General features: G+C 63.3%; 23 protein-coding genes. 13 read left to right on the plus strand and 10 right to left on the minus strand.

What is annotated here, in order from left to right; genetic code table 11:
- Positions 1-64: 64 nt before the first annotated feature.
- The 3 genes from AC6I6L_RS19115 to AC6I6L_RS19125 form a co-directional block, all read right to left on the minus strand.
- Positions 65-1,795: a PH domain-containing protein gene (locus AC6I6L_RS19115; protein ID WP_497919364.1), complete on the minus strand. Its 1,731-nt coding sequence runs from the start codon at positions 1,793-1,795 to the stop codon at positions 65-67.
- A 3-nt stretch (positions 1,796-1,798) separates the two neighbouring features.
- The gene (locus AC6I6L_RS19120) at positions 1,799-2,260 is read right to left on the minus strand and encodes a PH domain-containing protein (RefSeq protein ID WP_497919365.1); all 462 of its coding nucleotides are present in this window, start codon (positions 2,258-2,260) and stop codon (positions 1,799-1,801) included.
- A gap of 166 nt (positions 2,261-2,426) precedes the next feature.
- The gene (locus tag AC6I6L_RS19125) at positions 2,427-2,684 is read right to left on the minus strand and encodes a BolA family protein (protein ID WP_497919366.1); all 258 of its coding nucleotides are present in this window, start codon (positions 2,682-2,684) and stop codon (positions 2,427-2,429) included.
- A gap of 257 nt (positions 2,685-2,941) precedes the next feature.
- Here AC6I6L_RS19125 and AC6I6L_RS19130 point away from each other — a divergent pair, with 257 nt between their 5' ends.
- The 3 genes from AC6I6L_RS19130 to AC6I6L_RS19140 all read left to right on the plus strand — a co-directional run bounded on the left by AC6I6L_RS19130 (position 2,942) and on the right by AC6I6L_RS19140 (position 6,419).
- Entirely contained in the window at positions 2,942-3,448 is a 507-nt protein-coding gene (locus AC6I6L_RS19130) for a DUF7523 family protein (RefSeq protein WP_497919367.1), read from the plus strand.
- A 55-nt stretch (positions 3,449-3,503) separates the two neighbouring features.
- Complete coding sequence (gene cysS, locus AC6I6L_RS19135) at positions 3,504-5,045, plus strand: cysteine--tRNA ligase (protein WP_497919368.1); 1,542 nt, start codon at positions 3,504-3,506, stop codon at positions 5,043-5,045.
- Positions 5,046-5,192: 147 nt separating this feature from the next.
- Positions 5,193-6,419 (plus strand): PAS domain-containing sensor histidine kinase, encoded by a 1,227-nt coding sequence (locus AC6I6L_RS19140; protein WP_497919369.1) that lies wholly within the window; start codon positions 5,193-5,195, stop codon positions 6,417-6,419.
- A 79-nt stretch (positions 6,420-6,498) separates the two neighbouring features.
- On the opposite strand, the gene AC6I6L_RS19145 is transcribed toward AC6I6L_RS19140, so the two are convergent.
- The 4 genes from AC6I6L_RS19145 to AC6I6L_RS19160 all read right to left on the minus strand — a co-directional run bounded on the left by AC6I6L_RS19145 (position 6,499) and on the right by AC6I6L_RS19160 (position 9,466).
- On the minus strand, positions 6,499-7,656 hold the full coding sequence (locus AC6I6L_RS19145; protein WP_497919370.1) for a presenilin family intramembrane aspartyl protease PSH: 1,158 nt from the start codon (positions 7,654-7,656) through the stop codon (positions 6,499-6,501).
- A gap of 98 nt (positions 7,657-7,754) precedes the next feature.
- Positions 7,755-7,991 (minus strand): H/ACA ribonucleoprotein complex subunit GAR1, encoded by a 237-nt coding sequence (locus tag AC6I6L_RS19150; protein ID WP_497919371.1) that lies wholly within the window; start codon positions 7,989-7,991, stop codon positions 7,755-7,757.
- Positions 7,991-8,272: a signal recognition particle subunit SRP19 gene (gene srp19 / locus AC6I6L_RS19155; RefSeq protein ID WP_497919372.1), complete on the minus strand. Its 282-nt coding sequence runs from the start codon at positions 8,270-8,272 to the stop codon at positions 7,991-7,993. Before srp19 ends, AC6I6L_RS19150 begins: the two co-directional genes overlap by 1 nt.
- Before the next feature lie 72 nt (positions 8,273-8,344).
- Positions 8,345-9,466: a PGF-CTERM-anchored ABC transporter substrate-binding protein gene (locus tag AC6I6L_RS19160; protein WP_497919373.1), complete on the minus strand. Its 1,122-nt coding sequence runs from the start codon at positions 9,464-9,466 to the stop codon at positions 8,345-8,347.
- A gap of 61 nt (positions 9,467-9,527) precedes the next feature.
- Between AC6I6L_RS19160 and btuC the strand changes: the two genes are divergently transcribed.
- The 4 genes from btuC to AC6I6L_RS19180 all read left to right on the plus strand — a co-directional run bounded on the left by btuC (position 9,528) and on the right by AC6I6L_RS19180 (position 15,024).
- On the plus strand, positions 9,528-10,622 hold the full coding sequence (gene btuC, locus AC6I6L_RS19165; protein WP_497919374.1) for a vitamin B12 ABC transporter permease BtuC: 1,095 nt from the start codon (positions 9,528-9,530) through the stop codon (positions 10,620-10,622).
- Positions 10,619-12,007 carry a heme ABC transporter ATP-binding protein gene (locus tag AC6I6L_RS19170; RefSeq protein WP_497919375.1) on the plus strand — a complete coding sequence of 463 codons (1,389 nt, stop codon included), beginning with the start codon at positions 10,619-10,621 and terminating at the stop codon, positions 12,005-12,007. The genes btuC and AC6I6L_RS19170 overlap by 4 nt, the downstream gene beginning before the upstream one ends.
- A gap of 286 nt (positions 12,008-12,293) precedes the next feature.
- Entirely contained in the window at positions 12,294-14,168 is a 1,875-nt protein-coding gene (gene gatE, locus AC6I6L_RS19175; RefSeq protein ID WP_497919376.1) for a Glu-tRNA(Gln) amidotransferase subunit GatE, read from the plus strand.
- A 202-nt stretch (positions 14,169-14,370) separates the two neighbouring features.
- On the plus strand, positions 14,371-15,024 hold the full coding sequence (locus tag AC6I6L_RS19180; protein ID WP_497919377.1) for an HTH domain-containing protein: 654 nt from the start codon (positions 14,371-14,373) through the stop codon (positions 15,022-15,024).
- Between the two features lie 3 nt (positions 15,025-15,027).
- Here AC6I6L_RS19180 and AC6I6L_RS19185 read toward each other — a convergent pair whose 3' ends face one another.
- Together AC6I6L_RS19185 and AC6I6L_RS19190 are read right to left on the minus strand one after the other, a co-directional pair.
- Complete coding sequence (locus AC6I6L_RS19185) at positions 15,028-16,098, minus strand: hypothetical protein (protein ID WP_497919378.1); 1,071 nt, start codon at positions 16,096-16,098, stop codon at positions 15,028-15,030.
- Positions 16,099-16,285: 187 nt separating this feature from the next.
- Positions 16,286-17,050: an RNA methyltransferase gene (locus tag AC6I6L_RS19190; protein ID WP_497919379.1), complete on the minus strand. Its 765-nt coding sequence runs from the start codon at positions 17,048-17,050 to the stop codon at positions 16,286-16,288.
- 1,064 nt (positions 17,051-18,114) lie between these two features.
- On the opposite strand from AC6I6L_RS19190, the gene AC6I6L_RS19195 reads away from it, so the two are divergent.
- The 4 genes from AC6I6L_RS19195 (at position 18,115) to AC6I6L_RS19210 (ending at position 22,175) form a co-directional block, all read left to right on the plus strand.
- Entirely contained in the window at positions 18,115-19,344 is a 1,230-nt protein-coding gene (locus AC6I6L_RS19195; RefSeq protein WP_497919380.1) for a Cdc6/Cdc18 family protein, read from the plus strand.
- 171 nt (positions 19,345-19,515) lie between these two features.
- Positions 19,516-20,709, plus strand: coding sequence for a dihydropteroate synthase (gene folP, locus AC6I6L_RS19200; protein ID WP_497919381.1), 1,194 nt, complete (start codon positions 19,516-19,518; stop codon positions 20,707-20,709).
- A 221-nt stretch (positions 20,710-20,930) separates the two neighbouring features.
- The gene (locus AC6I6L_RS19205) at positions 20,931-21,632 is read left to right on the plus strand and encodes a 6-hydroxymethylpterin diphosphokinase MptE-like protein (protein ID WP_497919382.1); all 702 of its coding nucleotides are present in this window, start codon (positions 20,931-20,933) and stop codon (positions 21,630-21,632) included.
- A 102-nt stretch (positions 21,633-21,734) separates the two neighbouring features.
- Positions 21,735-22,175 (plus strand): hypothetical protein, encoded by a 441-nt coding sequence (locus AC6I6L_RS19210; protein ID WP_497919383.1) that lies wholly within the window; start codon positions 21,735-21,737, stop codon positions 22,173-22,175.
- A 68-nt stretch (positions 22,176-22,243) separates the two neighbouring features.
- Here AC6I6L_RS19210 and AC6I6L_RS19215 read toward each other — a convergent pair whose 3' ends face one another.
- Positions 22,244-23,404 (minus strand): tubulin/FtsZ family protein, encoded by a 1,161-nt coding sequence (locus AC6I6L_RS19215; RefSeq protein ID WP_497919384.1) that lies wholly within the window; start codon positions 23,402-23,404, stop codon positions 22,244-22,246.
- A gap of 371 nt (positions 23,405-23,775) precedes the next feature.
- Between AC6I6L_RS19215 and AC6I6L_RS19220 the strand changes: the two genes are divergently transcribed.
- Both AC6I6L_RS19220 and AC6I6L_RS19225 read left to right on the plus strand, forming a co-directional pair.
- Complete coding sequence (locus tag AC6I6L_RS19220) at positions 23,776-25,521, plus strand: ABC transporter substrate-binding protein (protein WP_497919385.1); 1,746 nt, start codon at positions 23,776-23,778, stop codon at positions 25,519-25,521.
- Positions 25,522-25,640: 119 nt separating this feature from the next.
- Positions 25,641-26,513, plus strand: coding sequence for a phosphatase PAP2 family protein (locus tag AC6I6L_RS19225; RefSeq protein WP_497919386.1), 873 nt, complete (start codon positions 25,641-25,643; stop codon positions 26,511-26,513).
- The last annotated feature ends 95 nt before the right edge of the window (positions 26,514-26,608 follow it).

The raw sequence follows: 26,608 nt of genomic DNA on the forward strand, positions 1-26,608 counted from the left end.
AACTGTCGCCGCGCGGAAATCGCCGGGATCGAGCAGACCACGTGTAATCGACTTCCAGAGACCGTCACGTGAAGTCGACTTCCATCCCGATATCGTCCTCACGAGCGCGGTCGCGTAACGCACGCTGCAGGCGCTTCCGGCTGGTTCTGTGAATGTCGCGAGCGTCTTCGAGGTCGACGTCGTAGATCGTCGGCGTCGTCCAGAAGAACGTCCGCGAACTGGCGGTGTCGACGACCAGCGACGCCAGTCCGAGCCGGCGCTGGAAGACCGATCGGCGGGTGTTCACCGTCTGGATGCGGTAGTACGGAATCACGGTCGTCCGACGACGCCAGAACCCGCGCCGGATCACGAGGTGATCCGCGCCGACGTAGTAGCCGAGGTGGACGTACCGGAGGTGAGCCGCGGGCGTCACCGCGAGAAAGCCGATCGCCGCGAGATACCAGCGATCGATCGGCGTCACCTGTGCGACCACGAAGGCGATCGCGACGACGGCGGCAGCGACGAGCGAGAACCGGACGAGGTACCGCCGTCGCGCGAGCGGGGGCGGGCTGCTGAAGGCGGGGGTTTCGACGCCGGCGAGATTCTCTGCGAATCGATGGATTCGATCCTCTTCCGCAAGCGGAACGGCGGACTGACTGCCGCTGTCGCTGTCGGGACCGTACCCCGCGGTTTCGACCCAGAGTCCGGCGTAGTCGATCAGTCGCTGAATCGGGTTGTCGGTGACCGTGACGGCCTGGACCTTCTCGACCGGGATCGAGCCGCTGTAGCGCTGGAGTAGTCCCCGTTCGTAGACGAAATCCTCGCCCACGCGTCCGAGCTGAAAGTCGTAGTACGTCGCGAACGTGTAGGCGACGCTTACGAGATACGTTACGAGGATGCCGTTGACCGCCGAGACGATCGTCAGCACGCCGTAGCTTCGCGCGTCGCCGGCAGCGATCCCCTGTGGGCCACCGAACGGCTGTGCGGCCGTCACCAGCACCTCGAGGACCGTATCCGTCGCGAGGAAGAAGACGAACATGACGGCGGCGACGGCAGCCGGACGGAACGACGTAAGCGAATACAACAGCAATTCTCGGGCTTCGAGGTCGAACAACCGCTTTTGGTCGGGCTCGAAACGATCGCGCCGATCCGTCTGCGTGCCGGCAGGCTGGGGGTGGGATGCCGGTCGGTCGAGGCCCGCGGTCGTGGGTTCATCGACCGGTGACCGATCGACTGGCGTCCCTGGACCGGATTTGCGATCGGTCGTCTCGGAGGCGTCGAGAGAAGCGGCGTTCCCGGCCGGTTCGGAGTCCGTGGTGGAAGCGTCGGTTTCGGCGTGCGTTCTCGAGCCTCCGGCCCGGCGGCGTTCTTTGACCTCGGCGGTCCGTCGTCTGATCTCCCGCTGGAGACGGTGGGCTTCCCCCATGCTGACGAAGTTCAGCGTGGCCTCGCTGTCGCCACCGCCGGCGGTTTCGACCGAGACGACCGCGAGATCGAGCAATCGTTGGATCACGCCCTGTCGAACATCGACGTTCTGAATCCGTCTGTAGGGAATCTCGCGAGAACGGCGCGCGAAGACGCCAGAAGCGACGTCGACGGTCGTCTCGGTAACTTCGTACTCGAACCGGTAGTAGTACGCGATTCCGTAGGCGACGCCCGCCAGAAACCCGAGCGGGGCCGCAAACGGTGCCCAGCCGGCGCTGACGACGTCGGTCGCCGCCGCGAGACCGAAAACCAGAACTACCGGGATCCAGACCCAGACGAACCCGTATTGAACGGCGTAGGTGACCGCACTGAGTGGGTGTAGTCTGTTCATCAGTTAGACGGCGTCGTCGACCTCGCTCTCGACGGCCAGTTCGCGGAGGGTATCCTGTAAGTCCCGCGCACGACCCGGCGGCAGCCCCGGAATCCTGACATCGGCGTTTCGCGATCCGGCGGTGTACACGACGACGCTCGAGAGGCCGAGTGCTCGTTCGATCGGCCCGAACTGCGTGTCGACGTGCTGGACGCGGACGAACGGGACCGCCGTCTCGACGAACGTGACGACGCCGCGTTCGAGGTAGAGCGCATCGGGCTGCAGTTCGAACTGCCAGACCTGATAGAGCCGGATCGCGTAGGCGACGCCGACGACGATTCCGACCGCGACGACGCCCGCCAGCACGGCGGTGGGAAGGGGCCAGATCCACCTGTCGACGCCGGCGAGAACGGCACCGACGACGATTGTTCCGATCGCCGCCTGTGCGATCCAGAGCAGCCTGATTCGAGGGTGAAGCGATTCCATACGCGTATCGTATCAGGATTGGTGGATAAACCTGGGGTTCCGGTTCAGGCCGTGTCGCTCGTCGCCACGACGGTGGTCGACACTCGCCTGTCTCCCGCCTGGAACCGCGGACACGCGATCCGGGACTGCCCGTCCGCAATTACTGCCCGGCGATTCGCGGAGTGTGTCACTCACCGTTCGCGTCGTCGTACTCCGCGGGGGTGTACGTCGAGAGTTCGAGCGCATGAATGTCCGTCGTCATGTGGCCGTCGAGTGCGTCGTAGACCTGCTGGTGTTGCTGGACGAGCGAGAGTCCCTCGAACGCTGGCGAGACGACCGTCGCCGCGAGGTGGTCGTCGTCGTGTTCGTCGCGGGCGTGCGTAACCGTCGCGTCGGCGTCTTCGATGTCGGATTCGATGAGCTCCTCGATGTCTCGGAGGTTCATATTCGATCACATGGGCGTTCGAGACAAAAGGGCCGCGGTCGAGACGATGATCGAACGAATCGCGGACGCCGAGCGAATCACAGTCGCCGGAGTCCAACGTCCTCTGCTGTGGATCGACCAGTATCATTCGCTCCGGACCGGATTCGTCCGCGCCGAGCCGGCCAGTATCTCGCCTCCCCCGCTGGATTGGACGGCACCGACGGTCCGGTTCTTGCTTCGTCGCGAAATTTATGTCGGCATCGGACCCAGTGCGGACTATGTCACTGGCTGCCAGAACCCGACGCGCCGTCGAGGACCATCCATTCCTCCGATCGGCGCTGCAAGCCGACGTGGTCAACTACACCGCCGCTGCCCGGTTTCTCGACGTCGATGGCGAGACGGACGCGATCGCGAGCGCGCTGCGGCGATACGCCGACGAGTTGCCGCCTTACGAGACGACAGCGCGGGACGTGACCGTCCGGATGCAAAGCGGGATCGGCGTGGTCGATGTGAACGATTCCGGGGACGAGAGCGATCGTGGGCTGCTCACCGTCGGCGGCGTGACGTTCGCGGAGGGAGGCGGCGATCAGACGGCGATCGTCGCGACCGGAACAGTCGGTCCGACCGTCCTGGCCCGCTGTGTGCAGGCGCTTGCGATCGACGAGATCGACCCTGCCGCCGCCGCCGTCGGCGACGGAACGTTGGTCGTCGTCGTCGATCGACGCGAGGGGGCGACCGCGCTCCGAACGATCGAAGCGGCGCTCGAACGGGTTCCACGTCGGTGACTCGCGATCGGGTGCCATCACACAGTTTAACTTTCGCCCGCGGAAAGGGAGCGTAATGACCCTGCACGTGACGAACACGTTGACGGGCGAGAAGGAGCCGTTCGAGCCACAGGACCCCGAAAGCGTCTTGCTATACTACTGTGGCCTGACGGTCTCCGACCCGCCCCACCTGGGCCACGCGCGATCGTGGGTCCACGTCGACGTCATGCACCGCTGGCTCGAGCACCTCGGCTACGACGTGCGTCACGTCGAGAACTTCACCGACGTCAACGAGAAGATCGTCGCCCGTGTAGGCGAGGACGACCTCGGGGAGGACGAGGCCGCCGTCGCGGAAACCTACATCGAGCGCACGATCGCGGACATGCGATCGCTGAACCTACTGCGGGCGGAGGTCTACCCGCGGGTTTCCGAGCACGTCCCGGAGATTATCGACCTCGTCGAGACGTTGATCGAGAAGGGATACGCCTACGAGGCCGACGGTTCGGTCTACTTCGACGTGACCAGCTTCGAGGAGTACGGCAAACTCTCGAATCAGGAACTCGACGAGATCGAATCCCAGGGAGACCCCGAAGAGCGATCGGAGAAGCGCAACCCGGCCGACTTCGCGCTCTGGAAGGCCGACGGCGTCGACGAGGCGGCCATCAGCGAGCACCGCCACGAGGGCGCGGCCGACCCCGAACACGCCTGCGAGACGGCCCTGACGTGGGACTCGCCGTGGGGCGAGGGACGACCCGGCTGGCACATCGAGTGCTCGGCAATGAGCACGACCCACCTGGGCGACACGCTCGACCTCCACGTCGGCGGGCGGGACCTCGTCTTCCCTCACCACGAAAACGAAATTGCCCAGTCCGAGGCCGCAACTGGCCAGCAGTTCGCGAACTACTGGCTCCACTGCGAGCTGTTCCAGATGGACGACGAGAAGATGTCCTCGAGTCTCGGTAACTTCGTCACCGTCGACGACGCGGTCGATCGGTGGGGGACGAACGTGCTCCGAACCTTCCTTACCGCCGGCTCCTACAACAGCAAACAGCTCTACGGCGACGAGCCGATCGCCGAGGCAAAAGAGCGCTGGGAACAGCTCGAACGCGCCTACGATACCGCCGTCGACGCCATCGATTCGCCGGCCGCGCGATCGAAACTCGCGGACGACGACCTCCGGGAAGCGGTTACTCGTGCCCGCGGTGCGTTCGCAGCGGCGATGAACGACGATTTCAACACGCGCGAGGCCCAGTCGGCGCTGCTGTCGATCGCGACGGCGATCAACCGACACGTCGAGGTAGCGACGGAGAGCACCAGGCCGACGGACAGTGAGAGCGAGGACGGCGAGAGCCAAGCCATTGGATACGATTATCGCGGGCTTCGTCGGGCGGTCGAAGTGCTCGAAGATCTCGGCGGTGTGCTCGGTCTCTCCTTCGTCGGTGAGACGACGGGGACCGCAACCCTCGCTGGTGACGTGATCGAACTGGTCCTCGACGTGCGAGAGCAAGAGCGGGCCGGCGGCAACTACGATCGCGCAGACGAGTTGCGCGACGAACTCGAGGCGCTGGGGATCGAAATTCAGGACACCGACGAAGGTCCCTCTTACCGGTTACCGTAGGACTGCTGACCCCGATCGAGACGGCACGGTTCGGCCGCATTCGTGTGTCCGCCTCCGCATCGACTCGGCACCGCCGACATCATCTCAGCCTCCGTGACTACCCAGGTAGCAAAACGATTCAAGTAGTTGCAGGCGAGTGATACCACAATGGAACGTTCCGGGTCGATCGCCGCTGCTGGCTTCGATGCCCTCCCCGCTCGGGTCGCGATCCTCGATGGCGACGGCACGATCGTCTACACGAATCAGGCGTGGAAAACGTTCGGCAACGAACAGGGATTGTTGAACGGTTCGGGCGATATCGGAAGCAATTATCTCTCGGTCTGTGACGCGAGTGAGGGGTGTGACGCGGCGGAGACGGCGAAGGGAATTCGAGCGGTCGTCAACGGGACGACAGAGCGATTCGAACTCGAGTATCCGTGCCACACGCCAGAGGAAGACGGGTGGTTTATGATGCAAGCGACCCCGTACGTCCACGACGGAAACCACTACGTTCTCGTAATGCACATCGAGATCACAGAACGGCGGATTCTAGAACAGCGGGCACGCCAGCAGGCCGATCGCATGGAGTCGTTCGCGAAACTCCTCTCTCACGACCTCCGAAACCCGCTCGCTGTCGCGCTAGCACACGCGCAGACGCTCGCGCTCGAGGATACCTCTGGCGGTGATTCCACGCCCGTTGACGGTGATTCCGCACCTGCTAGCAACGATGGGGACACCGACGATTCCGAATCCGCGTTGCTTTCGTCACTTCATCGGATGGAGACAATAATCGACGACGCGTTGTTGCTCGTCAAGACCGAGGACGTTTCACTCAAGGATCAGCAGTTGCTTTCGATTCGAGAGACCGTCGACACGGCCTGGAGTCACGTCCGGACTGACAGCGCGACGGTGACGGTTCCCGAGCAGTTCACCATCCGTGCCGCCCCGAATCTCGTGGGACACCTCTTCGAGAACCTGTTTCGAAATAGCGTCGAACACGGCGGCGAGTCACCGACGGTGACTGTCGGCCCTCTGTGGTCCCATAGCGACGCCGTAGAAGTCGAGTATGCCGAGTCAGACGACCCTGACGCCGTCTCCGAATCGCGGTCGGAAGAGCCGGCCGCAACCGACGGCTCGGGCGGGGGCGGCGTATTCGAGGGGTTTTACGTTGCCGACGACGGTCACGGGATTCCCGACGACGACCACGATCGAATTTTCAAGTCGGGGTACACGACGAATCAGGACGGAACCGGGTTCGGACTCGCGATCGTCGAACGGATCGCCGACGCACACGGGTGGTCGATCGACGTCACAAAAAGCGAGACTGGCGGCGCTCGCTTCGAGTTCCGCGGCGTCGAAACGATCGAGACGGAAGCGGAAACCGTCTCGGGGTGACAACGCGATCGGGCCTAACTCGTGGTTCGGGCGATCGAAAGCCGAGCGACCGGAAGGCTCCCGTCGAAAGAGAGGGGTGCTAGAACCCGATCGCCGCAGCGATCGACACGCCGCTGGCGAGCGCTCCGAGGAGGTAGCCAGCGATTGCACCACCGTTGAGCAGCGGCAGGCCGGCGTGAGGTCGCCCTTTGAGGACCATGTACATCAGAACGAGGAGACCGGCGATCGTCCCGGTCAGCGCACCCAGCGCGGCGATATTGAGCGAGATCAGCGGGACGTCGAGCGTACCGACATCGAGAAACGAGGCGGCGCTCGCGACGAGAATCGTCGGAATTACGGCGTCGCCAAGGCCGATGAAGAGCGCGTCGCGGTTCAGTTCCGTATCCGGTTCCTGATCCGGTTCCTGATCCGGTTCGGCCGCTCCGCGATCGTCCGCGATCGCCTCGGTCGATGCGGCTTCGCTCGTGTCGGAACCGTCCGTATCGGCTGTAATCGCATCGTGACCGTCCGTATCGGCTGTAGTCGCGTCGGGACCGTTTGCTTCGACCTCGAGACTCGCTGTCTCCGTCGCGGTTTCATCGGCCGCTTCCGCGTCGTGATGCTCGTCGTCGAGTACGCCCTCGGTGCTCCCCGCAGCGAGGTAGGAGTACGAGAGCGTCGTCGGCACGACGAAGACGACGGGGATTTTGAGGTCCATCACCCCCTCTGCGAGATCGAGCATGTGTTCGGTGCCGTAGACGCTGATCGCGTCGTAGACGGCGAGGACGGAAAGCAAGAGAATCGCCGGTAACAGCCCGAAGCTGATGCCAAAGAGCGCGGCTGCGCCGGCACCCATCAGGACGCCGGTGGCGTCGATGACGTACCATTCGGGGTAGACCAGGAGGGCAGCCCCGATTCCGATCGCGCCGGCGAGTGCGATCGCGCTAGCGGCGGTCGGACCGAGTCCGGATGGGACGAATTCGCTAAACACGAACCACGAGAGCATCACGCTGACGCCGACGATCATCGCCCTGATGAGCCACTGCACGTCGTACCGGAACGCCGCGAGCATGAACGCCGTCGCGACCAGAATAATGCCGAAGTAGACGATGCTGTTCGTCGGGTTCTCCGGATCGTCGACGGCCTGGCGCTCCGACTCGTCGAACGGCTCGATCAACGCCAGCGCGCCGAGTTGTACGCCGAGAAACAACAGGACCGTCAGCCCGACGGCGGCGAGAATACGCGTCCGATCGTTCATGACCCGCCGTTTGAACCCCGATGGTATGGGTGTTTTCGTTGGCGATCGACGATCGCCGGGTGTCGAGGTCGTCGGCTATCGGGTGTCGATTCCGCCGGCTACCGGGCGTACAGCGTCGACCCAACCAACGACGGCAAGTGGACGCTCTCGTCGGGCGTCACCGCGAGGTACGGTCGATCGACAGGCCCGAAAACGTCGACGACGCGGCCCACGCCGTCGAGCGATTCGTCGAGAACCATCGTCCCGATCTCGTCGTGGTCGTCACCGTCGCTCTCGTCGGCCCGGAGGATCGCCAGTCCCTGTGCGATTCGGACGACCTGACCAACCCGGCGCATCAGTCCCGCATCGCGACGACGTACGCCGCGACGGCTTGCACCAGATCGTTTTTCGTGGAGTCGTCCGCCCCCCGAACGACGACGCGGCCGCGGTCTGCCCAGTGTTCGCGTGAGTACGCTTTGTCCCGCTCGATCGCGGCGTCGTACCCGATTTGCTGGACGGCTTTTGCGATCTCGTCGACCGTCGGCTCCTCGACTGCCAGTTCCTGGGCCACTCTTCGACCCTCGGCCCGGGAGAGCGCCGCATCGAGATAAGCGGGCCAGATGACGTTCTCGACCATACGGTCATCTCTGGAGGCCTGCGTGTAAACCCTTTTCAAAACGGTTGCATCGGTTCCCGCGCCGGTCGAGCGTTAGGGTCGGCGCGAGTGGGCAACGAGCACGGCGAGCAGTGCCGCGACGACTGCCGGAACACCGAATCCGGGTATCGTGTCGGCGTCCTCCGCGGTCGCATCTGTATCGTCAGTCTCGTCGGCATCGTCTGCATCGTCGGTCTCATCGGCCTCGTCGGTTTCGCTGGTCGCCTCGAGTTCGGCTTCGATCTCCGCGTAGGCGTCGGGGTGGACCTCCTGAACGATCGTTTCGATCGCGTAGACGACGTGGGGAGCCGGCTGATTGATCTGGTTCGCGTCGACGGCGACCAGCTGGTCGTTCTCGTAGGCGGTCGTCGCCATCGCACCCTCCGAGAGACCGGGATCCGCACCCTCTTCGTTGACGCCGTAAATGATCCACTCGGGGTCTTCTTCGATGACCACTTCGTCGCTGATCTCCTGCCAGCCCGCGATGCCGGCCTCCGCGGCGAGGTTCTCGACGCCGGCAGTTCGCAGGACCGCGTCCTGGAAGGTGTCCGCACCGGCCGTCCAGCCGAAGCCGAGCGACCAGTACGCGAGCGGTCGCTCTTCGTCTTCGAGCGCCTCGTCGATGATCTCGAGTCGCTCGTCCATCCAGTCGATGCGCTCTTTGGCACCGTCGCACTCGCCGGTGAGCTGGCCGGTTAGCCGGACGTTCTCTCGAATGTCGTCGATCGACATCTCGGTCTCGAAGTGGTAGACCGTGAGGCCGGCCTCCCGGAGCTGTTCGACGTCGCCTTCCTCCGTCACGTCGGCGGCGAGGACGACATCGGGTTCGAGATCGATCACCGTCTCGACGTCGATGCTCGTGTCGTCGGGAACGCCGATGTCAGTTCGATCGCCGGGGTCGTGTGCGTCGGTGTACTCGTTGATCGGCATTCCGACGAGTCGATCCTCGGCACCGATCTCGTAGACGGTCTGGACGTCACTCGGCTGGAGGGCGACGACCCGTTCGGGCGGTTCCTCGAGCGTTACGTCTTCGCCGGTCGCGTCCGTGAGCGTCAGCGGATAGTCGCAGTCGGCATCTTGCTGCGTCGCGCCGGGTGCGCCGCCCGCGACGGTCGCGGGTGCGAAGCCGGCGACGACGAGTAGCGCGGCCATCAGAACGATGGTAGTGGTTCGCATCAGGTCTACTCTGGAACACACTCCAACAAATATTTGCCTAAAGCAAGCGAGATTGAACAGTGTGACGTTGAGGGGACGCGTTCTCTCGTGGTCGCTCGGACTGACGGTGCTCCTCGTCGGGACCGTCATCGTTAGCGCCGGGCTCGGCCCGGTCAAAATCGATCCGATCACGGTCGCCCTCGCCGCGTTGAACGCCGTGGTCGTCCCGTCCGGTATCGGATTCGGCTCGTGGGCGACCCCTCTGACGGGCTGGTCGGTCCCCGTCCCCAGCCTCGAGTACAGCGGCGTGTTCGCGTTCGAGACCCACGCTCCCCACCAGACGATCGTCGCGGACATCAGATTGCCCCGCATCGCGCTCGCAGCCACGGTCGGGTTCGGCCTCGCCGCCGCGGGGACGGTCATGCAGGGATTCTTCCGCAATCCACTCGCTGATCCGTCGATTATCGGCGTCTCCACGGGCGCGGCGGTGGGTGCCGTCGCGGCACTCGCGTTCCCGGCGCTCGTTCCGATCGGGCTTCGACCCGCGGCGTTCATCAGTGCGATCGCGACGGCGTTTCTCGTGTACGCGATCGCGACCGAGGGCGGACGAACTCCGGTCGCGACGCTGCTGCTCGCGGGCGTTGCCGTTCAGGCGTTTCTCGGTGCGGCGATTTCGTACATGCTCGTACACAGCGGCGACAGCCTCCGACAGGCCGTCGTCTGGTTGATGGGACACCTCTCGAACAGTACCTGGAACGACGTCTCGCTCTCGTTGCCGATCGTCGTTGCGGGCGTCGTCGTCCTCGGTGCGTATACCCGCGAACTGAACGTGCTCTTGCTCGGCGAGGAGGACGCCCACCACCTCGGGGTCGACGTCGAACGAACCAAACTCCTCCTGCTGGCTATCGCGAGCGTCGTCACCGCCGCGGGCGTGGCCGTCGCCGGCGTCATCGGGTTCGTCGGTCTCGTCGTTCCGCACATGATGCGGCTAATCGTCGGTCCCGACCACCGCATCCTCCTGCCGACGAGCGCGATCGCCGGTGCCTCGTTTCTCGTCGTGACCGACACGCTCGCGCGAGCGGGACCCGCGGAGGTCCCCGTTGGTATCGTCACGGCTGCGTTCGGAGCCCCCTTTTTCCTGTACTTGCTCAAACGACGGGAGGTGCACGCGCTGTGACCCGAGAGACGCCGCCAAACGGCGACTCTGACGCCGCCCGGATCGTCGTTACGGATCTGGCGGTCTCGTTCGACGAGGTCGAGGTCCTCGACGACGTCTCGATCGCCGTCGAACCCGGCGAGTTCGTCGGCCTCGTCGGCCCGAACGGTGCGGGGAAGACGACGCTGCTACGCACACTCAGCGGCGTGTTCTCGCCCGATCGGGGGCGCGTGGCCATCAACGACGCCGACGTCCACGGACTCACCTCGCGGGCGTCGAGTCGACTGATCGCGGTCGTCCCGCAGGAGACGCAACTCTCGTTTTCCTTCGACGTTCGCACGGTCGTCGAGATGGGGCGATACCCCCACCGATCCAGATTTTCGCCGCCGTCGGACGCCGACCGGGCGGCCGTCGACCGAGCCCTCGAGCAAACCCGCACGGACGACTTCGCGGATCGATCGATCGACGAGGTCAGCGGCGGCGAACGAAAGCGGGTTGCCCTCGCACGAGCGGTCGCACAGGAGACGCCCGTTCTATTGCTCGACGAACCGACGGCGAGTCTCGACGTCAACCACGCGATCGAGACGCTCGAACTGGTTCGGAATCTCGTCACCGAGAAGCGAACCGTCGTCGCGGCGATCCACGACCTGGATCTAGCCGCGCGGTACTGCGATCGACTCGTCGTGCTCGCTAACGGCGGGGTACACCGAGTCGGCCCCCCGTCCGACGTCCTCTCGGCGGAGACGCTCCGCACCGCGTTCGACGCGAACGCCACGGTCACCTCGAACCCGGTAACTGGAACGCCATCGGTGACGGCGTTGCCCGACGAACAGGTACCGCTTCCGAACGGCGTTCACGTGCTCGGTACCGGGACGGCCGCGTCCAGCATCGTCGCCCGACTCGACGCGGCCGGCGTCGAGACGAGTCTCGGGCCGGTGGCGAGCGGCACGGTGGCCGCCGAGACCGCCGCCCGACTGTGTGTCGACGCGATCGAGGTCGAACCGTTCGCCGCGCTGTCGAGACGCGATCGGGACGCCCTCGATCGACGGCTCACCGACCGGGACGTAGTCGTGGTCGCTGATTTCGAGGTCGGGGCCGGCAACCAGGTCGTTCTCGACCGCCTGCTGGAGTGTGACTCCCTCGTCCTCGTCGAAACCTCCCCGTTCGAGGAGCGAAACTTCGCCGGACCCGGTGCCCGCGACAGATACGAGCGACTCCGCGATCGAGCGATCGAGGGCGCTCCCAGTCGAATTCTCGAGACCGTTGCGGCGATCGCAGACCAATCGATGCCCGGCGAAGGGGCGACGGCATCAGCAGACGATTCCAGCGGTGCAGAGGCGACGGGGTCTGAGAGTGACGGTGATCGATCGGCGTCGGAGTCGGCGGTGGAGTGGACCGACGACTGATCTCGCGGGGCAGGTCGTCGTCCGCGTTTAGACGATGTCGTCCGATTAGTTACTAGATTGTAATGATGGTCGTAACCGATGCGCACCAGATAAATCATATGGCGCTATATAAAATACCGTCCCTATGTGAATACGGACGAACTCAGCGTCGTCACGGAAAACGCAGTATTGTCACAGGGAACGCCTGCACAGACAATCTCGGCGTCGGTTGGGGTTTCGCAGAATCACTCGGCAACTGGCGGCGGAACTGAACGGTTTTTTACCCCTCGGTCACCCAGAGCCGATAATGACCGATACCGAGTACGATTACGAGGAACTCGGGCTCGTCGCCGGGCTGGAGATCCACCAGCAACTCGATACGGCGACGAAGCTGTTCTGTAACTGTCCGACGGAGCTTCGAGAACCCGAGGAGTCCACGCGGCGCTTTACGCGCTATCTCCATCCGACGCGGAGCGAACTCGGAGAACTCGACGACGCCGCCGTCGAGGAGAGCAAGGTCGATCGCGAGTTCGAGTACCTCGCCTACGAGACGACCTGTCTCGTCGAGGAGGACGACGAGCCACCGCACCGACTGGACGAGAAAGCACTCGAGACGACCCTCGAAGTCGCCCAGCTGATGGACATGGTCCCCGTCGACCAGGCCCACGTCATGCGCAAGATCGTCGTCGACGGCTCGAACACGTCTGGCTTCCAGCGATCGACCCTGATCGCCACCGACGGCGCAATCGAAACGAGCGACGGGAGCGTCGGGATCGAAGACCTGCTACTCGAAGAAGAAAGCGCCCAGCGCGTCGCGGAGACGGAGGAGGGCGTTCGCTACGGCCTCGATCGTCTCGGCATCCCGCTGGTCGAAATCGGCACCAGCCCGGACATTTCGACGCCGGAACAGGCGCTCGAAGCCGCCGAGCGAATCGGGATGCTCCTGCGATCGACGGGGAAAGTCAAGCGCGGCCTCGGTACGATCCGCCAGGACGTCAACGTCTCGATCGCCGAGGGTGCTCGCGTCGAAATCAAAGGTGTCCAGAGTCTCGACGACATCGACGATATCGTCCGGAACGAGGTCGCACGGCAGGCCGAACTCGTCTCGATCGCCACCGAGTTGGCCGAGCGCGAGGGGTCCGTGGGCGACACCCAGGACGTAACCGGGGTCTTCGAGAATACGGAGAGTGGCGTCATCAGCGGCGCACTTTCGTCGGGTGGGTCCGTGATGGCCGTTCCGCTGTACGGATTCGACGGCATCATCGGCCGAGAGATCGCCCCCGATCGACGCCTCGGTACCGAGTGCTCGGATCACGCGAAGCGCCACGGCGCTGGCGGCATCTTCCACACCGACGAACTGCCGGCCTACGGCGTGACCGAGGACGAAGTCGCCGCCCTCCGAGACGCTGTCGGTGCGGGCCCCGAGGACGCCGTCGCGATCGTCGCCGACGACACCGAGACGGCCGAGTCGGCGATCGAGGCCGTCGCGAGGCGGGCCGAAACCGCACTCGAAGGAGTGCCAGAGGAGACCCGAGGGGCGAACGACGACGGGACGACGCGTTACCTCCGCCCGCTTCCAGGTGCGGCCCGAATGTACCCCGAAACCGACGTTCCGCCGGTCGAACCCGATCCGAGCAACGTGCCCGAACCGGAGCTGCTGACCGAAAAGGTCGATCGCTACCAGGAGGAGTACGACCTCGGCGCGGGACTGGCCGAGCAGGTCGCCTACGGGAAGCAGATGTCGTTGTTCGAGTCGATCGTCGCGGACGGCATCGACCCGACGCTGGCTGCAACGACGCTCGAATCGACGCTGACCGAACTCCGGAGAGACGACGTCTCGGTCGAGAACCTGACAGAAACGCATCTTCGCGACGTGTTCGCAATGGCCGATGGCGGCGACCTCGCCCGAGAGGGCATCCCGGACCTGCTGGCGGAACTGGCCGCAGATCCCGATCGACCGGCCGAGGAGGCCGCTAAAGAAGCGGGACTCGGGTCGGCGGGCGAGGAGGAGGTTCGCGAGGCCATCGTCGATGTCGTCGAGCGAAACGAAGAACAGGTGGTCGAAGAAGGAATGCAGGCGTTCTCCGGGCTTATGGGCGAGTGTATGGGTGCACTTCGAGGTAAAGCGGACGGCGATCTGGTGAGTCGCCTCTTGCGTGAAGAGATTCAGCGTCGGTCCTGATCTGCGGCCGCCGGGCCCCAGATCGGGGTCGACGGACTGGTCCTGAAACGATCTCTGACGATCGTGAGCCGGGATACTGCCGACCGCTGACGTGGCGATTGCGGCGGAGATCGGACGCTGTACGGTGAAGGCGGTGGTCCACCTCGCCTCGAAAACGTTTATTACGGAGAGCGTGGCCGAAACGCACGTCCGGGTGGTTCCAATGAGCAACGAATCCATAGACGAGGTTACGACAGTCTGCCACGTGCGGGCACCGCTACTCTTCGAACCGATCGACAGTCAGGTAGAGACGCTACAGGCGTGTGAATCCGAGGGGATGATCGACGACCTCCTGCTTCGAAGCTGGCCCAAGGAGGTCTCGCTGAGCGGGTCGACTCCGCACCAGGAGGTTCTCGAGACGTACGATCGGTTTACGGCCTGGGCCGATCGTCGCGGCGTGAGCGTCGAACCGCCGTTCAGACGGCGAACCACGACGTCGCAGTTTACGGGAACGAGGACCGAGATGCTCGTCACGCCGCTCCTATCGCTCAAGGTCTACGTCGACGACGAACTGGTCGGCGTGTTCCCACACTCGACTGACGAGCGGACGTACACGACCCACGACGCGATCGGGAAACTCCGGACCGGCGAACTGCCGACGCCGATCGAACCGGCGACGGAGCGGCCATTCGAAGCTTCCACTCCCGGCGAGTGTCCGGATTGTGGCGGCTCGCTGGTCGACGGACAGGGACTGTTTGCCTGCGGGAACTGCGGATGGACCGGAACTGTTAGCGAAACGGGCCAGTACACGTCGCTTTCGATCGCCGAAGAGTCGATCTCCGGCGATCGACGCTCACAGGAGAAAACGACGCGCTAGCAGTCACTCCTCGACGGTTCCGTCGCTGTACTCAGCATCGACCGTGACCGTCGCCCCGTCGCGATCGATCACGACGCTGTCGGCGTCCGTACCGAGCATCGATTCGAGTCGATCCTCGTCGACGCGAGCGTCGTCGGTGTAGGTAACGACAGCGCTGCCGCGAGCGGAGCCGTCGTCGCTCGTGACCGAGAGGCGCTGGTGAACGCCGGCCGCTCCAGCGAACGGATCGAACTCGTAGGTGAGTTCGTCGACGTCGTCAGCCTGCTGGTCGCCCGAAATCGTCGCCTCGTCGAACTCGTCTGCGGTCGTATAGAGACCGAGCACGATGTCATCGGTTTCGCCGGCACGGAGAAGCGCCTCGAAGCCGTCGTCCGTTTCGTGCTTGGCGTCGCGATCGCCGGCCGCAGTAGCGACCGTCTGCTCGACTGCGCTGACCGGGTCGAAGTCGGGGTCGTCGGTCGACGCGTTGAACGCGAACACGCCGTCGCCGACGCCGACGACTTCGTCGCTGTCGGGGTCTGCGTACACTGCGTACGCATCCGCGTCGGTTTCGATCACGTAGCCAGCCGCCTCGAGATCGGTTTTCAGCCCGTCGAGCGCGTATCGTCCGGAGAACGCGTAGACGCCATCGACGAACAGGAGCGTCTCGTCACCGTCGGTTTCGTTGTTCGCTGCGAACGCCTCGGCGCTGTTCGAATCGAGGAGTTGCGTGAACCCGAACGAGCAGAGAAATGCGACGAGAATCGGATTGCCGAGCAGCGGATCCGACGGTTTGTCCCCGCCTTCGGCATCACCACCGTCGCTGAGGGCGTTCATCGTCTCGAATCCGATCGCGCCGTAAAAGTAGTCCGAGCGATCGGTCTCGCGCAGCACGGATGCGTACGGTGGAAGCCCGCCGATCGGATCGTCGCTGGTGTCCGCCGCGTCGTCGGAGTCTGAAGAGGAACCCGCTTCGGCGTCGTTTCCGGAGCTATCGCCCGCGTCGTCACTCGAACCCGAACAGCCGGCGAGAAGTGTCGTTGCTGCGCCTGCTCCGAGGAGGCACAGTGCTCGACGTCGGTGTAGGTCGCGCATTCAATAGCAGTGGTTACTGGCGGAACATTACTGTGATGGCCGTCTCGAATCGGGACGGTCGTCGATCAGTGTCCGGTCGAATCCGACCGAGGCTGGTTTCGATCGATGACAAAACCGTCAGAAACACCATCGATGTGTCACAGACACGATCGATGACGAAATCGGGATGGTCACGCGCCAGCCGAGGTCACCGCTCGGCCGGCCGTTCAGTCGCTCGTCGCACGATGCCCAGCAACGTCGTCGCCTCTCCCTCGGTCAGGTCGGCGCGACCGTAGATGCGCCGGAACATCCGCATCGTCTTGTCGCGTTTTTCTTCAGGGTGGTTGAGTTCATCGAGGAGGGCATCCCACTGGTCGTAGAGTCGATCGATCGTCTGCTCGGGGGCGCGGACGCGTTCGAGATCCGGTAGCTGCGTGTCGGCGTCCTCGAGCGTGAGCGATCGCAGTTCGTACAGCGTCACGGTCGCGGCCTGCCCGAGGTTGAGAACCGGATACTCGGCGCTGGCCGGAATCGAGCAAATTTCGTCGATTCGAGCGAGTTCCTCGTTAGTGAGACCGACCCGTTCGCGGCCGAACACGATCGCGGTGGGTGCCTCGACGGTCGGAAGTCGCGTTGCGAGGTCGGCGGGCGTCGAATACGGAAATCGCGTGTGACTGCGATCGTCCTCGTTCGTGACCGCCGTACAGCCGATCGTGTGATAGGTTTCGACGAGTTCCGCGAAGCTGATCTCGGTCGCGTTCGGAAGGATGTCGTCGCGTGCGTGACCGGCGAAGCCGTAGGCGTCGCCCTCCGGATCGAGTTCGGGCGGGTCGACGAGCAGGAGATCGTCGAAGCCGAAGTTTTTCATCGAGCGAGCGATCGTGCCGACGTTGCCGGGCGTCTGTGCGTCCACGACGGCAACGGCTGGCGGCGATCGGTTTCGTGGAGTCGTCGGGACGTGTTCGTCAGACATGGATTCGACGATCGGAGGGACGGCCAGGATCGATTTCGATCGAGGCGTCGTCTGGGGTTCACTGGGTAGTAGCGACCGTGACCTCAAAAGTGACGCGTTCGATCGTTCCCGTTGACGAGTTCACTGTACCACTATCGATCCACTCTTTAGTAAAAACTAGAACTGAACTAGAACTAAACTAGAAAATAATACTAGAATAGTAGCCATTATGTGTACGACGAATTGCTGTCAGCCACGTGTCTGACGCCCGTTGACGGCATAATTGGTTTAGATGATACGGGGACACACCCCCCTCGCGTTTGTAAGGCCGTATGTGTGTGGGGGGTCTGGATGACTACACACCATCGTCGCGGATGTAAGATGGCGGTTTCGGACCGGTTTTCCGATCGAAATTGCCGCCTCAGATGAACACCCACCCACTCTTTTCCCGTTACATCCGCGACGGTGGTGTGTGTCCCCTCGCGTATGACTCGAACCGATACCCGCAGAACGAGAACGGCCCCGCAGAACGAAATCGGCAACCGAGTACTGCCTCCAATATCATGGTTTCTCTATATCATGCGTTCTCCGCTCGTCGGTTTCCACAATTCAGCCGGCCATACAGTCGATCCAATCTGCGTGGTCCGTCCAGTCTGTTACACACGTGGCGTTCGTATTTTCTCCTGCCGACTGGAACTTTTTCCTGCCAACTGGAACTTTTTCCTGCCAACTGGAACTTTTTCCTGCCGACTGGAACTGGTCGATCGAACCGGTCTCCGCCCCCTGAAACCGGATCGCTTTCGCAATTTACATCCGCGACGGGGGTGGGTGTGTCGATGAAGTCGGTTAATTCTGTCGATGGTGTACGCACTTCCAGTGGTGGTGGTTTCCGACGATGATTTCAGACCAACTTCCGGTGAGGACTGATCGACTCCGAACGCTTAGAAACGCGAGGGCGGCGATACGCCGGGTTCAGGTATAGACCCATCCAAACGGCTACTTGAGGTGCGCTGTGTCGGAATTTACACACGCGATCGATCTCCATACATTTATTTTAATCCAGTTGGAAGGCTCTGCGTACTGCAATGTCTGCGAACGACGATCGTGATCCCCTCTTCCGGTACGACGATCCGGTCTTTGCCGACGAGCGGTTGCTCGAGATCACACACCTCCCCGGCCCGGACCGAATCGTCGGTCGCGACGAGCAGATGCAACGCGTCGCGGACGCCCTGAATCCAGCGATCTTCGGGAGCGAGCCCAACCATCTGTTCATCTTCGGCAAAACCGGAACCGGCAAGTCGCTGATCTCTCGGTCGGTAACCCAGCGGGTGATCACGGAAGCCCAACACGACGATATCACGGTGAAGTACGCCTTTATCGACTGCGGTGAACAGAACACGGAAGCCTCGATCGTCAAAACGATCGCTCAGATCGTCAACGAACCGGATCGAAGCGGGATCACCGTCCCGGATCGCGGCCTCGGGACCGGCGACTACTACAAGCGCCTCTGGGAGGCCGTCGACGGCTGTACGGACGTGACGATCGTCATTTTGGACGAGATCGATATGCTCGAGGACGACGAAGTCCTCCGAAAACTCTCCCGGGCGGGCGAGAACCGTCGCATCTCGGAGTCGAGTATCGGTATCATCGGCATCTCGAACAAGATCGACTTCCCGGATCACCTCTCCGAACGGGTCAAATCGAGCCTTTCGCGGGACGAACTCGTGTTCTCGCCGTACGACGCGAACCAGCTGGTCGAAATCCTCGAAAAACGTCGCGACGCGTTCCACGACGGCGTGCTCTCCGACGACGTGATTCCGCTTACCGCCGCACTCGCAGCCCAGGAACACGGCGACGCGCGCAAGGCGATCGATATTCTCCGTAACGCCGGCCGGATCGCGAAGAAACGAACCGAGACGCGGGTCACGGCCGACCACGTTCGCGACGCCAAAGAGAAGACCGAAGCCGATCGGTTCAACGAACTAATCGAGGGATCGCCCCAGCAGGCGAAAGCGATCCTCTACTCGCTGACGATACTCACCCAGAACAGCAGCGAAAAGGAATTTCCGACGAAGATTATCTACAATCAGTACAAAGAGATCGCCCGGCGACTCGATTTCGACGTGCTCTCGGAGCGCCGCGTCCAGGAGATTCTGCAGGAACAGAACTTTCTCAACGTGATCCAGTCCGAACGCGAGGGTCGCGGGCGCGGGCGCGGCGCGCACGCGAAGCATCGTCTCCTCGAAAACCCGTCGATCGTCAAGAAGGTTCTCCTTCGGGATTCCCGACTCGCGGTTCTCGAAGAGGGCGACTGAACCACCTTCTGGGGACCGTACGTCTCATCGAGTATGCGTTTTGCCGAAGTACCGAGTGCACGTTTTGCCGAAGCGGACCATTGAATACGCGTTATGCGAACCCGGTCCGACTGCAGAGGACTCGTTCGCCGGAACCGCGGTGCCTTTTTGTCTCCTCTCCTGAGCGACGGTATGAACAGCGTCGACGCGGCCGGGCTCGGGATCGGTGACGAGTACCCGCCCCGGATTATGGGCGTGTTGAACGTCAGCGAAGAGTCGCCCTACGACCCGAGCGTGTTCGACGACCCCGGGGAGGCCGCCCGGTACGTCGACGACGAACTCATCGGTGAAGGTGCGGAAATCGTCGACATCGGGCTCGAATCCGCGAACAAACGCTTCGACGTGCTCTCAGCTGAGGAGGAACTCGAACGGCTCCACGTGGCGATCGAAACGATCGAATCAGTCTCCGGCGACGCGATTTTCTCGATCGAAACCCGCTACGCCGACGTTGCCGAGGAAGCGCTCTCCAACGGGTTCGACATGGTCAACGACATCTGTGGCTTTGCCGACCCGGAGCTTCCGCGAGTCTGTGCGGAGCACGACGTCGCCGTTGCGAAGATGGCCAGCCCGCCGGATCTCGATCGGCCGGGCGCGGTTCGGGAAACCGATTGGGCAGTGAGAAAGTCGCCTGAGTGGGCCGAACAAGCCGATTACGTCGATCAAGTTTACGAAGCGTTGAAACAGAACGGGCTGACCGACAAGACGATTGTCGACCCGGCCTTCGGCGGCTGGAGCGAGGCCCAGACGCTCGACGACGACCGCGAAACGTTCCGCCGCCTCCGGGAGTTCCGGGCGCTCGGCCAGCCGATGCTGGTCTCGATCAACCGGAAGAATTTCCTCGGCTCGATCGCGGACCGAGAGACCGAGGAGCGACTCCCCGTTAGTCTCGCGGCGACCTCGATGGCCGTCGAGCGAGGCGCACACGTGATCCGAACCCACGACGTGGCCGAGACGCGCGACGCGGCCCTGATCGGGACGGCGTTTACCGACCGAGCGCGAGCGACGGCGGACGGCGTGTCGGTCGCGGAGCTCGACGTTCGATCGACGCGCGATCTCCGACGAGTCCTCGCGGAGTACGATCTCGACCCGGCGCTCGCGGCGGACTGGCAGACACAACTGCTCGAGATCGAAGGTCTGGACCCCGAGGAACGACGGCGGCTAACGTCGGCAGCCGGCGAACACGGGGCGGTTGCCTACGACCTCCCGGACGGTGCCCTGTTGCTCGTGGGATCGACGGCTGGGCTTTCCGACATTGCAGCGCGATTACGTGCCGAAAACGGCAGTTTCGAGCGGCTTAGCGCACTGCTTGCGGACGTGATGCGGTAAGAGAAAGCTTATACCGAAGGATTTGAAATTGTGAAGTGGACGCCGGGCGGCCTCCCGGGTAGGGGTACTTTGGAGGCGACCCCCGGCCCACAACACGGAATTATTGTGGTGTTACGTTGCCAGTGACGACGCTGTGCGGTGTCCGTGATGACACTGTAAGCAGTTTGTGAAGGCGCCACCGGAGTGTGCAGACACAAATAGTTCCAGCGGCAACCACGCCTATGGAGTTCGACGAGTGGGAGCCGGTCTACGAGGCGATCCGTCGCGATTTCGGCTACGATCGATCGGGAGACGAACACGCACGCGACGTCCTCGCGTCGCTCACCGGGGCGTTCGATTTCGATCGCCTCGGGACCGTCGACGGAGCCACCGTCGCCGTCGCGGGTGCCGGACCGTCGATCGAGACCGATCGCGCTCGCGACCGGGCCGCCGAGGCGGACGTCGTGTTCGCCGCGTCGACGGCGGCCGACGCGCTCGAGAGGGCGGGAGTATCGGTCGACTGTCTGGTCACCGATCTCGACAAGAATCCCGAAACGGTGCGACGGCTCACCCGTCGCGGGACGCCCGTCGCGGTACACGCCCACGGAGACAACGTCGAAGCCGTCAGGGATGTCGTTCCCGACTGTGCAGACGAGTTCGTTCTGCCAACGACGCAGGTCGCACCCAGCGGCCCGGTGGTGAACGTCGGCGGCTTCACCGACGGCGACCGAGCCGCGTTTCTCGCTGACCACCTCGGAGCCGATCGACTCGTCTTCGTCGGCTGGGACTTCGATGACCGGTCGGTCGACCCGATCAAGCGAACCAAACTCGTGTGGGCCGAACGGCTCCTCTACTGGCTCGAACGGCGACGGGACGATCGTTTCGCGGTGCTCGACGGGCGACGAAACGCTATCGAGACGGCCGCACTCCCGATCGGCGAGTAGCCCGCACTGACGGCCGGGTCGGTTCTCTCCGTACTCCGAGCCGGGTCGACGGGTACGAAATCGGGAACAACAGTTAAGACGAACAGGTCACCACGATACCACGTGGATCAACGACTCATCGTCACGGTTCCGGTTATCGTCTACTTCGGTGCGCTCGGACTGTTTGCCACGGCTCAGTCGATCGCCGGCGTTTCGCTGACCGAGGGGCAACCGGCGTTTCTGGCGACCGTCGGTGTGATCGGCCCGCTGGTCGCACTCGGCTTGCTCTGGGCGAAAAACTACGCCTACGGTGCGCCGGTCCTCGTCTCAGCGATGGCAGCAAACGCCTGGTTCGTCACGTACTTCTTTTTTCTTCACGACAACGCGGCGAACGTCTTCGCTGTCTCCGGGCAGGGTGCGCTGTCCTTTCTGATGGCGACGGTCGGCGTCGTCGCAACCTCGGTCGTGACCGCCGGCGTCGGATTTTGGCTCTGGTATCGCGTCAGTCCGGGGCTGCGATCGTCGGTCGACCGGATTCTCCGCCCGCCGGAAGCGGACAACTGACGGCGTCGCTGATCCGTCGTCGATCTGGATCGGAGCCACTGCCCACGCGGGAACGCAACCTCCCGTCGCTAAAAGAGCGCGTCGAGTTCGCCGCCGGTGTCGACCAGCGACTCGAACTCCGTCTGGGCAGTCGACGCTACCTCCTCGGTCGTTTCCTGGGCTTCGATCGCGACCTGCTGAAGCCGATCGATTCGGGGGACCGCCGTGACGCCCGAGAGGACGACGATCGCGCCCACCTCGTTGCGATCGGGCGTCGGGAAGTCGCCGCCGCGAATCTCCATGCTGCCGGTTTCCTCTTCGAGCCACCGACGGCTGCGCTCGATCCCTTTCCGATTCAGGTATTCGGGCGGCCCGGTCGCGACGACGAGCGCGCGGTCGGCACTTTCCACGTCACAGGGGAGCGTAAGCCGACCCAGTGTCGCCTTTCGGACGAGGCTCGTCAGCCTGTTGACCGACTCGCCGTCGTCGATCCCGTCGCTGTCGGTGAACGACGAAAGGAGGCCGCCGTCGGTGGCTGCGACGGGTTCGCTCGCGTAGCCGATCGTCGAGACTCCCTCGGAGAGCGTGTTGATGACCTCGGAGGCGTCGACGACGCTCTCCCCGACTCTGTCGCCGGGTTCGACCTCGCCGGCGGCAAAGAGGTAGCCGAACCGCTCGGCAATCTCTCGGTTGATTCGATCGTAGCCCCCCGCGACGGACTCGCCGCCGCTTCGCCAGGCGTCGTTATCGAACACCAACAGGGAGTCCACTTCGCGGACGAACGTCCGGAACGATCGCGCCGCGTTGAGGGTGTAAATCCCGCCTTCGTCCGTTCCGGGAAGGATGCCGAGGCCGTATACGGGGAGCGAGTAGAGCGTTTTAAGATGTTTGGCGAGGACGGGCGCGCCTCCGGACCCAGTGCCGCCGCCCATCCCCGCGACGATGAGAACGGCGTCGACCTCGTGGGTCGGAACACGATCGATCGCGCGCTGAATTTCGTCGATATCCGCTTCGGCGATCTGCGAGCCGAGTTCGTTGTCGGCACCGACGCCGTGACCGCTCACCCGATCTTGTCCGACGAGTACGCGGTGTTCCTGCGAGACGTGTTCGAGACCCTGCAGGTCGGTCGTCGCGGTATTGACGGCGATCGCGGACTCGACGAACTCGCGATCGAGAGTGCGCTCGAACGCCAGGAACTCGTCGACGACTTTTCCGCCTGCCTGACCGAAACCGATGAGTGCGAGTTTCATAGCTGTTTTCCGTGGCCGTCCACCCGGGCCAGTCGGCACCGATCGATCGTCGATGCCAGCCCGAACGCGGCGTCAACGATCGATCGAGACGATGGGTGATCGGGGTCCACGACCGTGACGACGACGGTTACCGGTATTGTTATGGCACACGTATATTCGCAGAAAAAACAATCACGAACTCATTACTCTCTGTTTTCGAAGAGACTCTCGACAACGGGACGTCCCACGAGGCCCGAAGTAATCACGGGTTTCCGGCGTCGAGTTCCGATCCGATCGGTCGTGATGGCACCCTCGGTCTGTCGAAGGCGGCGGGAGCCGAGATGTCGCTTCGAGAGTAAGTCCTATACACCGCGGTGGCTTACTTCCCCGGTATGGATACTCCGGGACCGTCGGTGACGCGACGAGAGCTCCTCGGAACGGCGGGTGTCGCAGGCGCGAGCGCACTCGCTGGCTGTTCGGATTGGCTCTGGTCGCAGGCCGAGAATACCGGCCCGGAACAGGTCTCCCTGACGATCAAGACGGTACCGGCGGACGACGACGTGATCGCGGCGAAAATTCTGAGCCAGCTCAGAGAAAACTTCGAGACGGCCGGAATCGACGTCACCCACGAACCGATCGCTCAGGCGGAGTTACACCGGGACGTCCTTCTCGAGGGGAACTACGACGTGTTCGTCCTCAAACACCCCGGATTCGACGAGTACGACGCGCTCCGCGGACTGCTTCACTCCCAGTTCGTCAGCGAGCGGGGCTGGCAGAACCCGTTTAATTTCTCCGACGTCACGACCGACGACTACCTCGAGACGCAGCGTCGGGTCGTCGGCGAGAACCGCACTGAAACCCTTCGAAAGCTGTTCGAGTACCTCGAACACATGTCTCCGTACACGGTCGTCGCCGCACCGTTCCGGTTCGCCGGCAGACGCCGCGCGATCGATATTCCCCGAGCCCCACAGCGGCCACTCGATTACGTCGAGATCATGAGCCGACAGTCGGACCTCGACTCGATCGATCGTCCGCTGACGGTCGGGGTCTACGGCGATACGCTCACGCGGCGACTGAACCCGCTCGTAGTCGATCGAAACCGGATCGATGGCTTGCTTGGATTACTGTACGATCCGCTTGCCCGCTGGTATACCGACGAACCCGAGCCGTGGCTCGCCGAGACCATTACCTGGGACGACACAGGGCTGTTGGACGCGGAGGTCGAACTTCGGGACGGCCTCACCTGGCACGACGGGACCGAACTCGATGCGGACGACGTCGTATTCACCTGGGAATTCCTGCTGGATACGTCACTCGGCGAGGTCGACGGTGGCGCGCCAGCGCCCCGCTTTCGGGGTCGGCAAACGCTCATCGACCACGTTACGGCCGTCGACGCGCAGACCGTCCGGTTTGCGTTCGGGGAAACGTCCCGGCGGGTCGCCTCTCGCGTGTTTTCGGTCCCGATACTCCCGGAACACGTCTGGTCCGATCGATCGTCAGTCGTCGCTGACCGGCAGACCCAGGCGCTCCTCGGGGACAACGAAGAACCGATCGGATCGGGGCTGTTCGAGTTCGCCGACTCGACGACTGATACCGAGATTATCCTCGACCCGTTCGAGGAGCACGTGCTCCGCCGGTCGTCGGCCGATCGACCGGCGGTCATCGAAAACTTCTCCCAGTTCGACGGGATTCGCTTCCAGATCGCACCGAACGCCGGTGCGATGGTCGATTCACTGCTCGACGGAGAGTTCGACGTAACGGCGAGTAACGTGCCCATGGACCTGGTCGAGGCGATCGATGATGCACCGGACGTCGCGACGGTCTCCGGTAACAGGGACGGTTTCTACATGATCGGATACAATATCCACCATCCGGAACTGAGCAATCCGCACTTCCGGCGGATTCTCTCCCGACTGATCGATCGCGAGCACGCCGTCGAGGAGTTCTTCCAGGGGCAGGCCGAACCGGCCTCGACACACAGTTCGTTACTCGGTGTGTTCGGCGGCGACTGGGATCATACCAGCGAATCTTCAATTCCGGTGTTCCCCGGCACGGGCGGCGAAATTTCGGTACCACAGGTTCGGTCGCTCTTCGAGAGTGAGGGGTACCGATACGAGGACGAGTCGTTGCTAAAATAACGGCCGGCGGCGTACCCGGATGGTGTCGGTCGTCGATCGACGCGGGTGGAGGCTACTCGTTCGTCCTGCAACCGGTCGTTATTAATGATGGCCAGCGTGTAGTCAATACAGCATCCCATATGTCGCTACTCGTGGTTGTGCTCGAACTAACGATCGTCGTCGCGACGATGCTCGCCACCGCGGCCCTGGTCATCGTGGGACCACGTCGGTTAGTGACTGCGTTGGGTGGATATCGATGGCGACTCGAAGCGTGTGCGCTTCCCTTCGCGGCTCTCGGTGCCGTCTTGCTCGTCCGGTGGACGACACAGGATATCCTGCAACGACTCGAACGGCGCGTGCTCGGGAACAACATCACGCCGTATCTGTTCGATCTCGAGCGGACGGTGTTCGGAACGGATCCAGTGTCTGTGATCCAGTCGCTACAATCCGAGCTGCTCACCTCGTTTTTCGTGTTTGTTTACATCTACGGATACGCGTTCTTGCTCCTGTTCCCGCTGCTCGCGTACTTCGCGCTAGAGGAGATGGACGATCTCTCGTCGCTGGTACTCGCGTACACGTCGAACTACGCGATCGGACTCCTCTGTTATCTCCTCTTTATCGCCTACGGTCCCCGAAATTTCGACCCGCTGCTGTTCGAAAACCTGCTGTACGACGCGTTTCCACAGGCATTTTTCCTCACGGGGACGGTCAATCAACCCACCAACGTCTTTCCCTCACTGCACACTTCCCTGTCGATGACGGTGTTTTTCATCGCGTGGACGACCCGCGATAAGTACCCCCTCTGGGTTCCCCTGTCCGGATTCTTCGCGATCTGTGTCTCGCTGTCGACGATGTACCTCGGGATCCACTGGTTCTCGGACGTCGCGGCCGGAACCGCACTCGCGCTCGGCAGCGTCTACATTGGCCGCAACTACACCGTCGACGGCATTCTCGCCTCCGTCCGGCGGTTTCTCGTGGCGACGTTCGAACTGGACGGCAACCCCGATCGGTGAGCGCCCGTCGAACGTCTGGCCAGGGAACCGCACGACAACGGCTCATCGACCCGCGTTCCGGATCGCCGGTACCCGGACGCTTTCCCCGCTCGCTC

This window comes from Halosolutus sp. DAT137, from assembly GCF_059736405.1.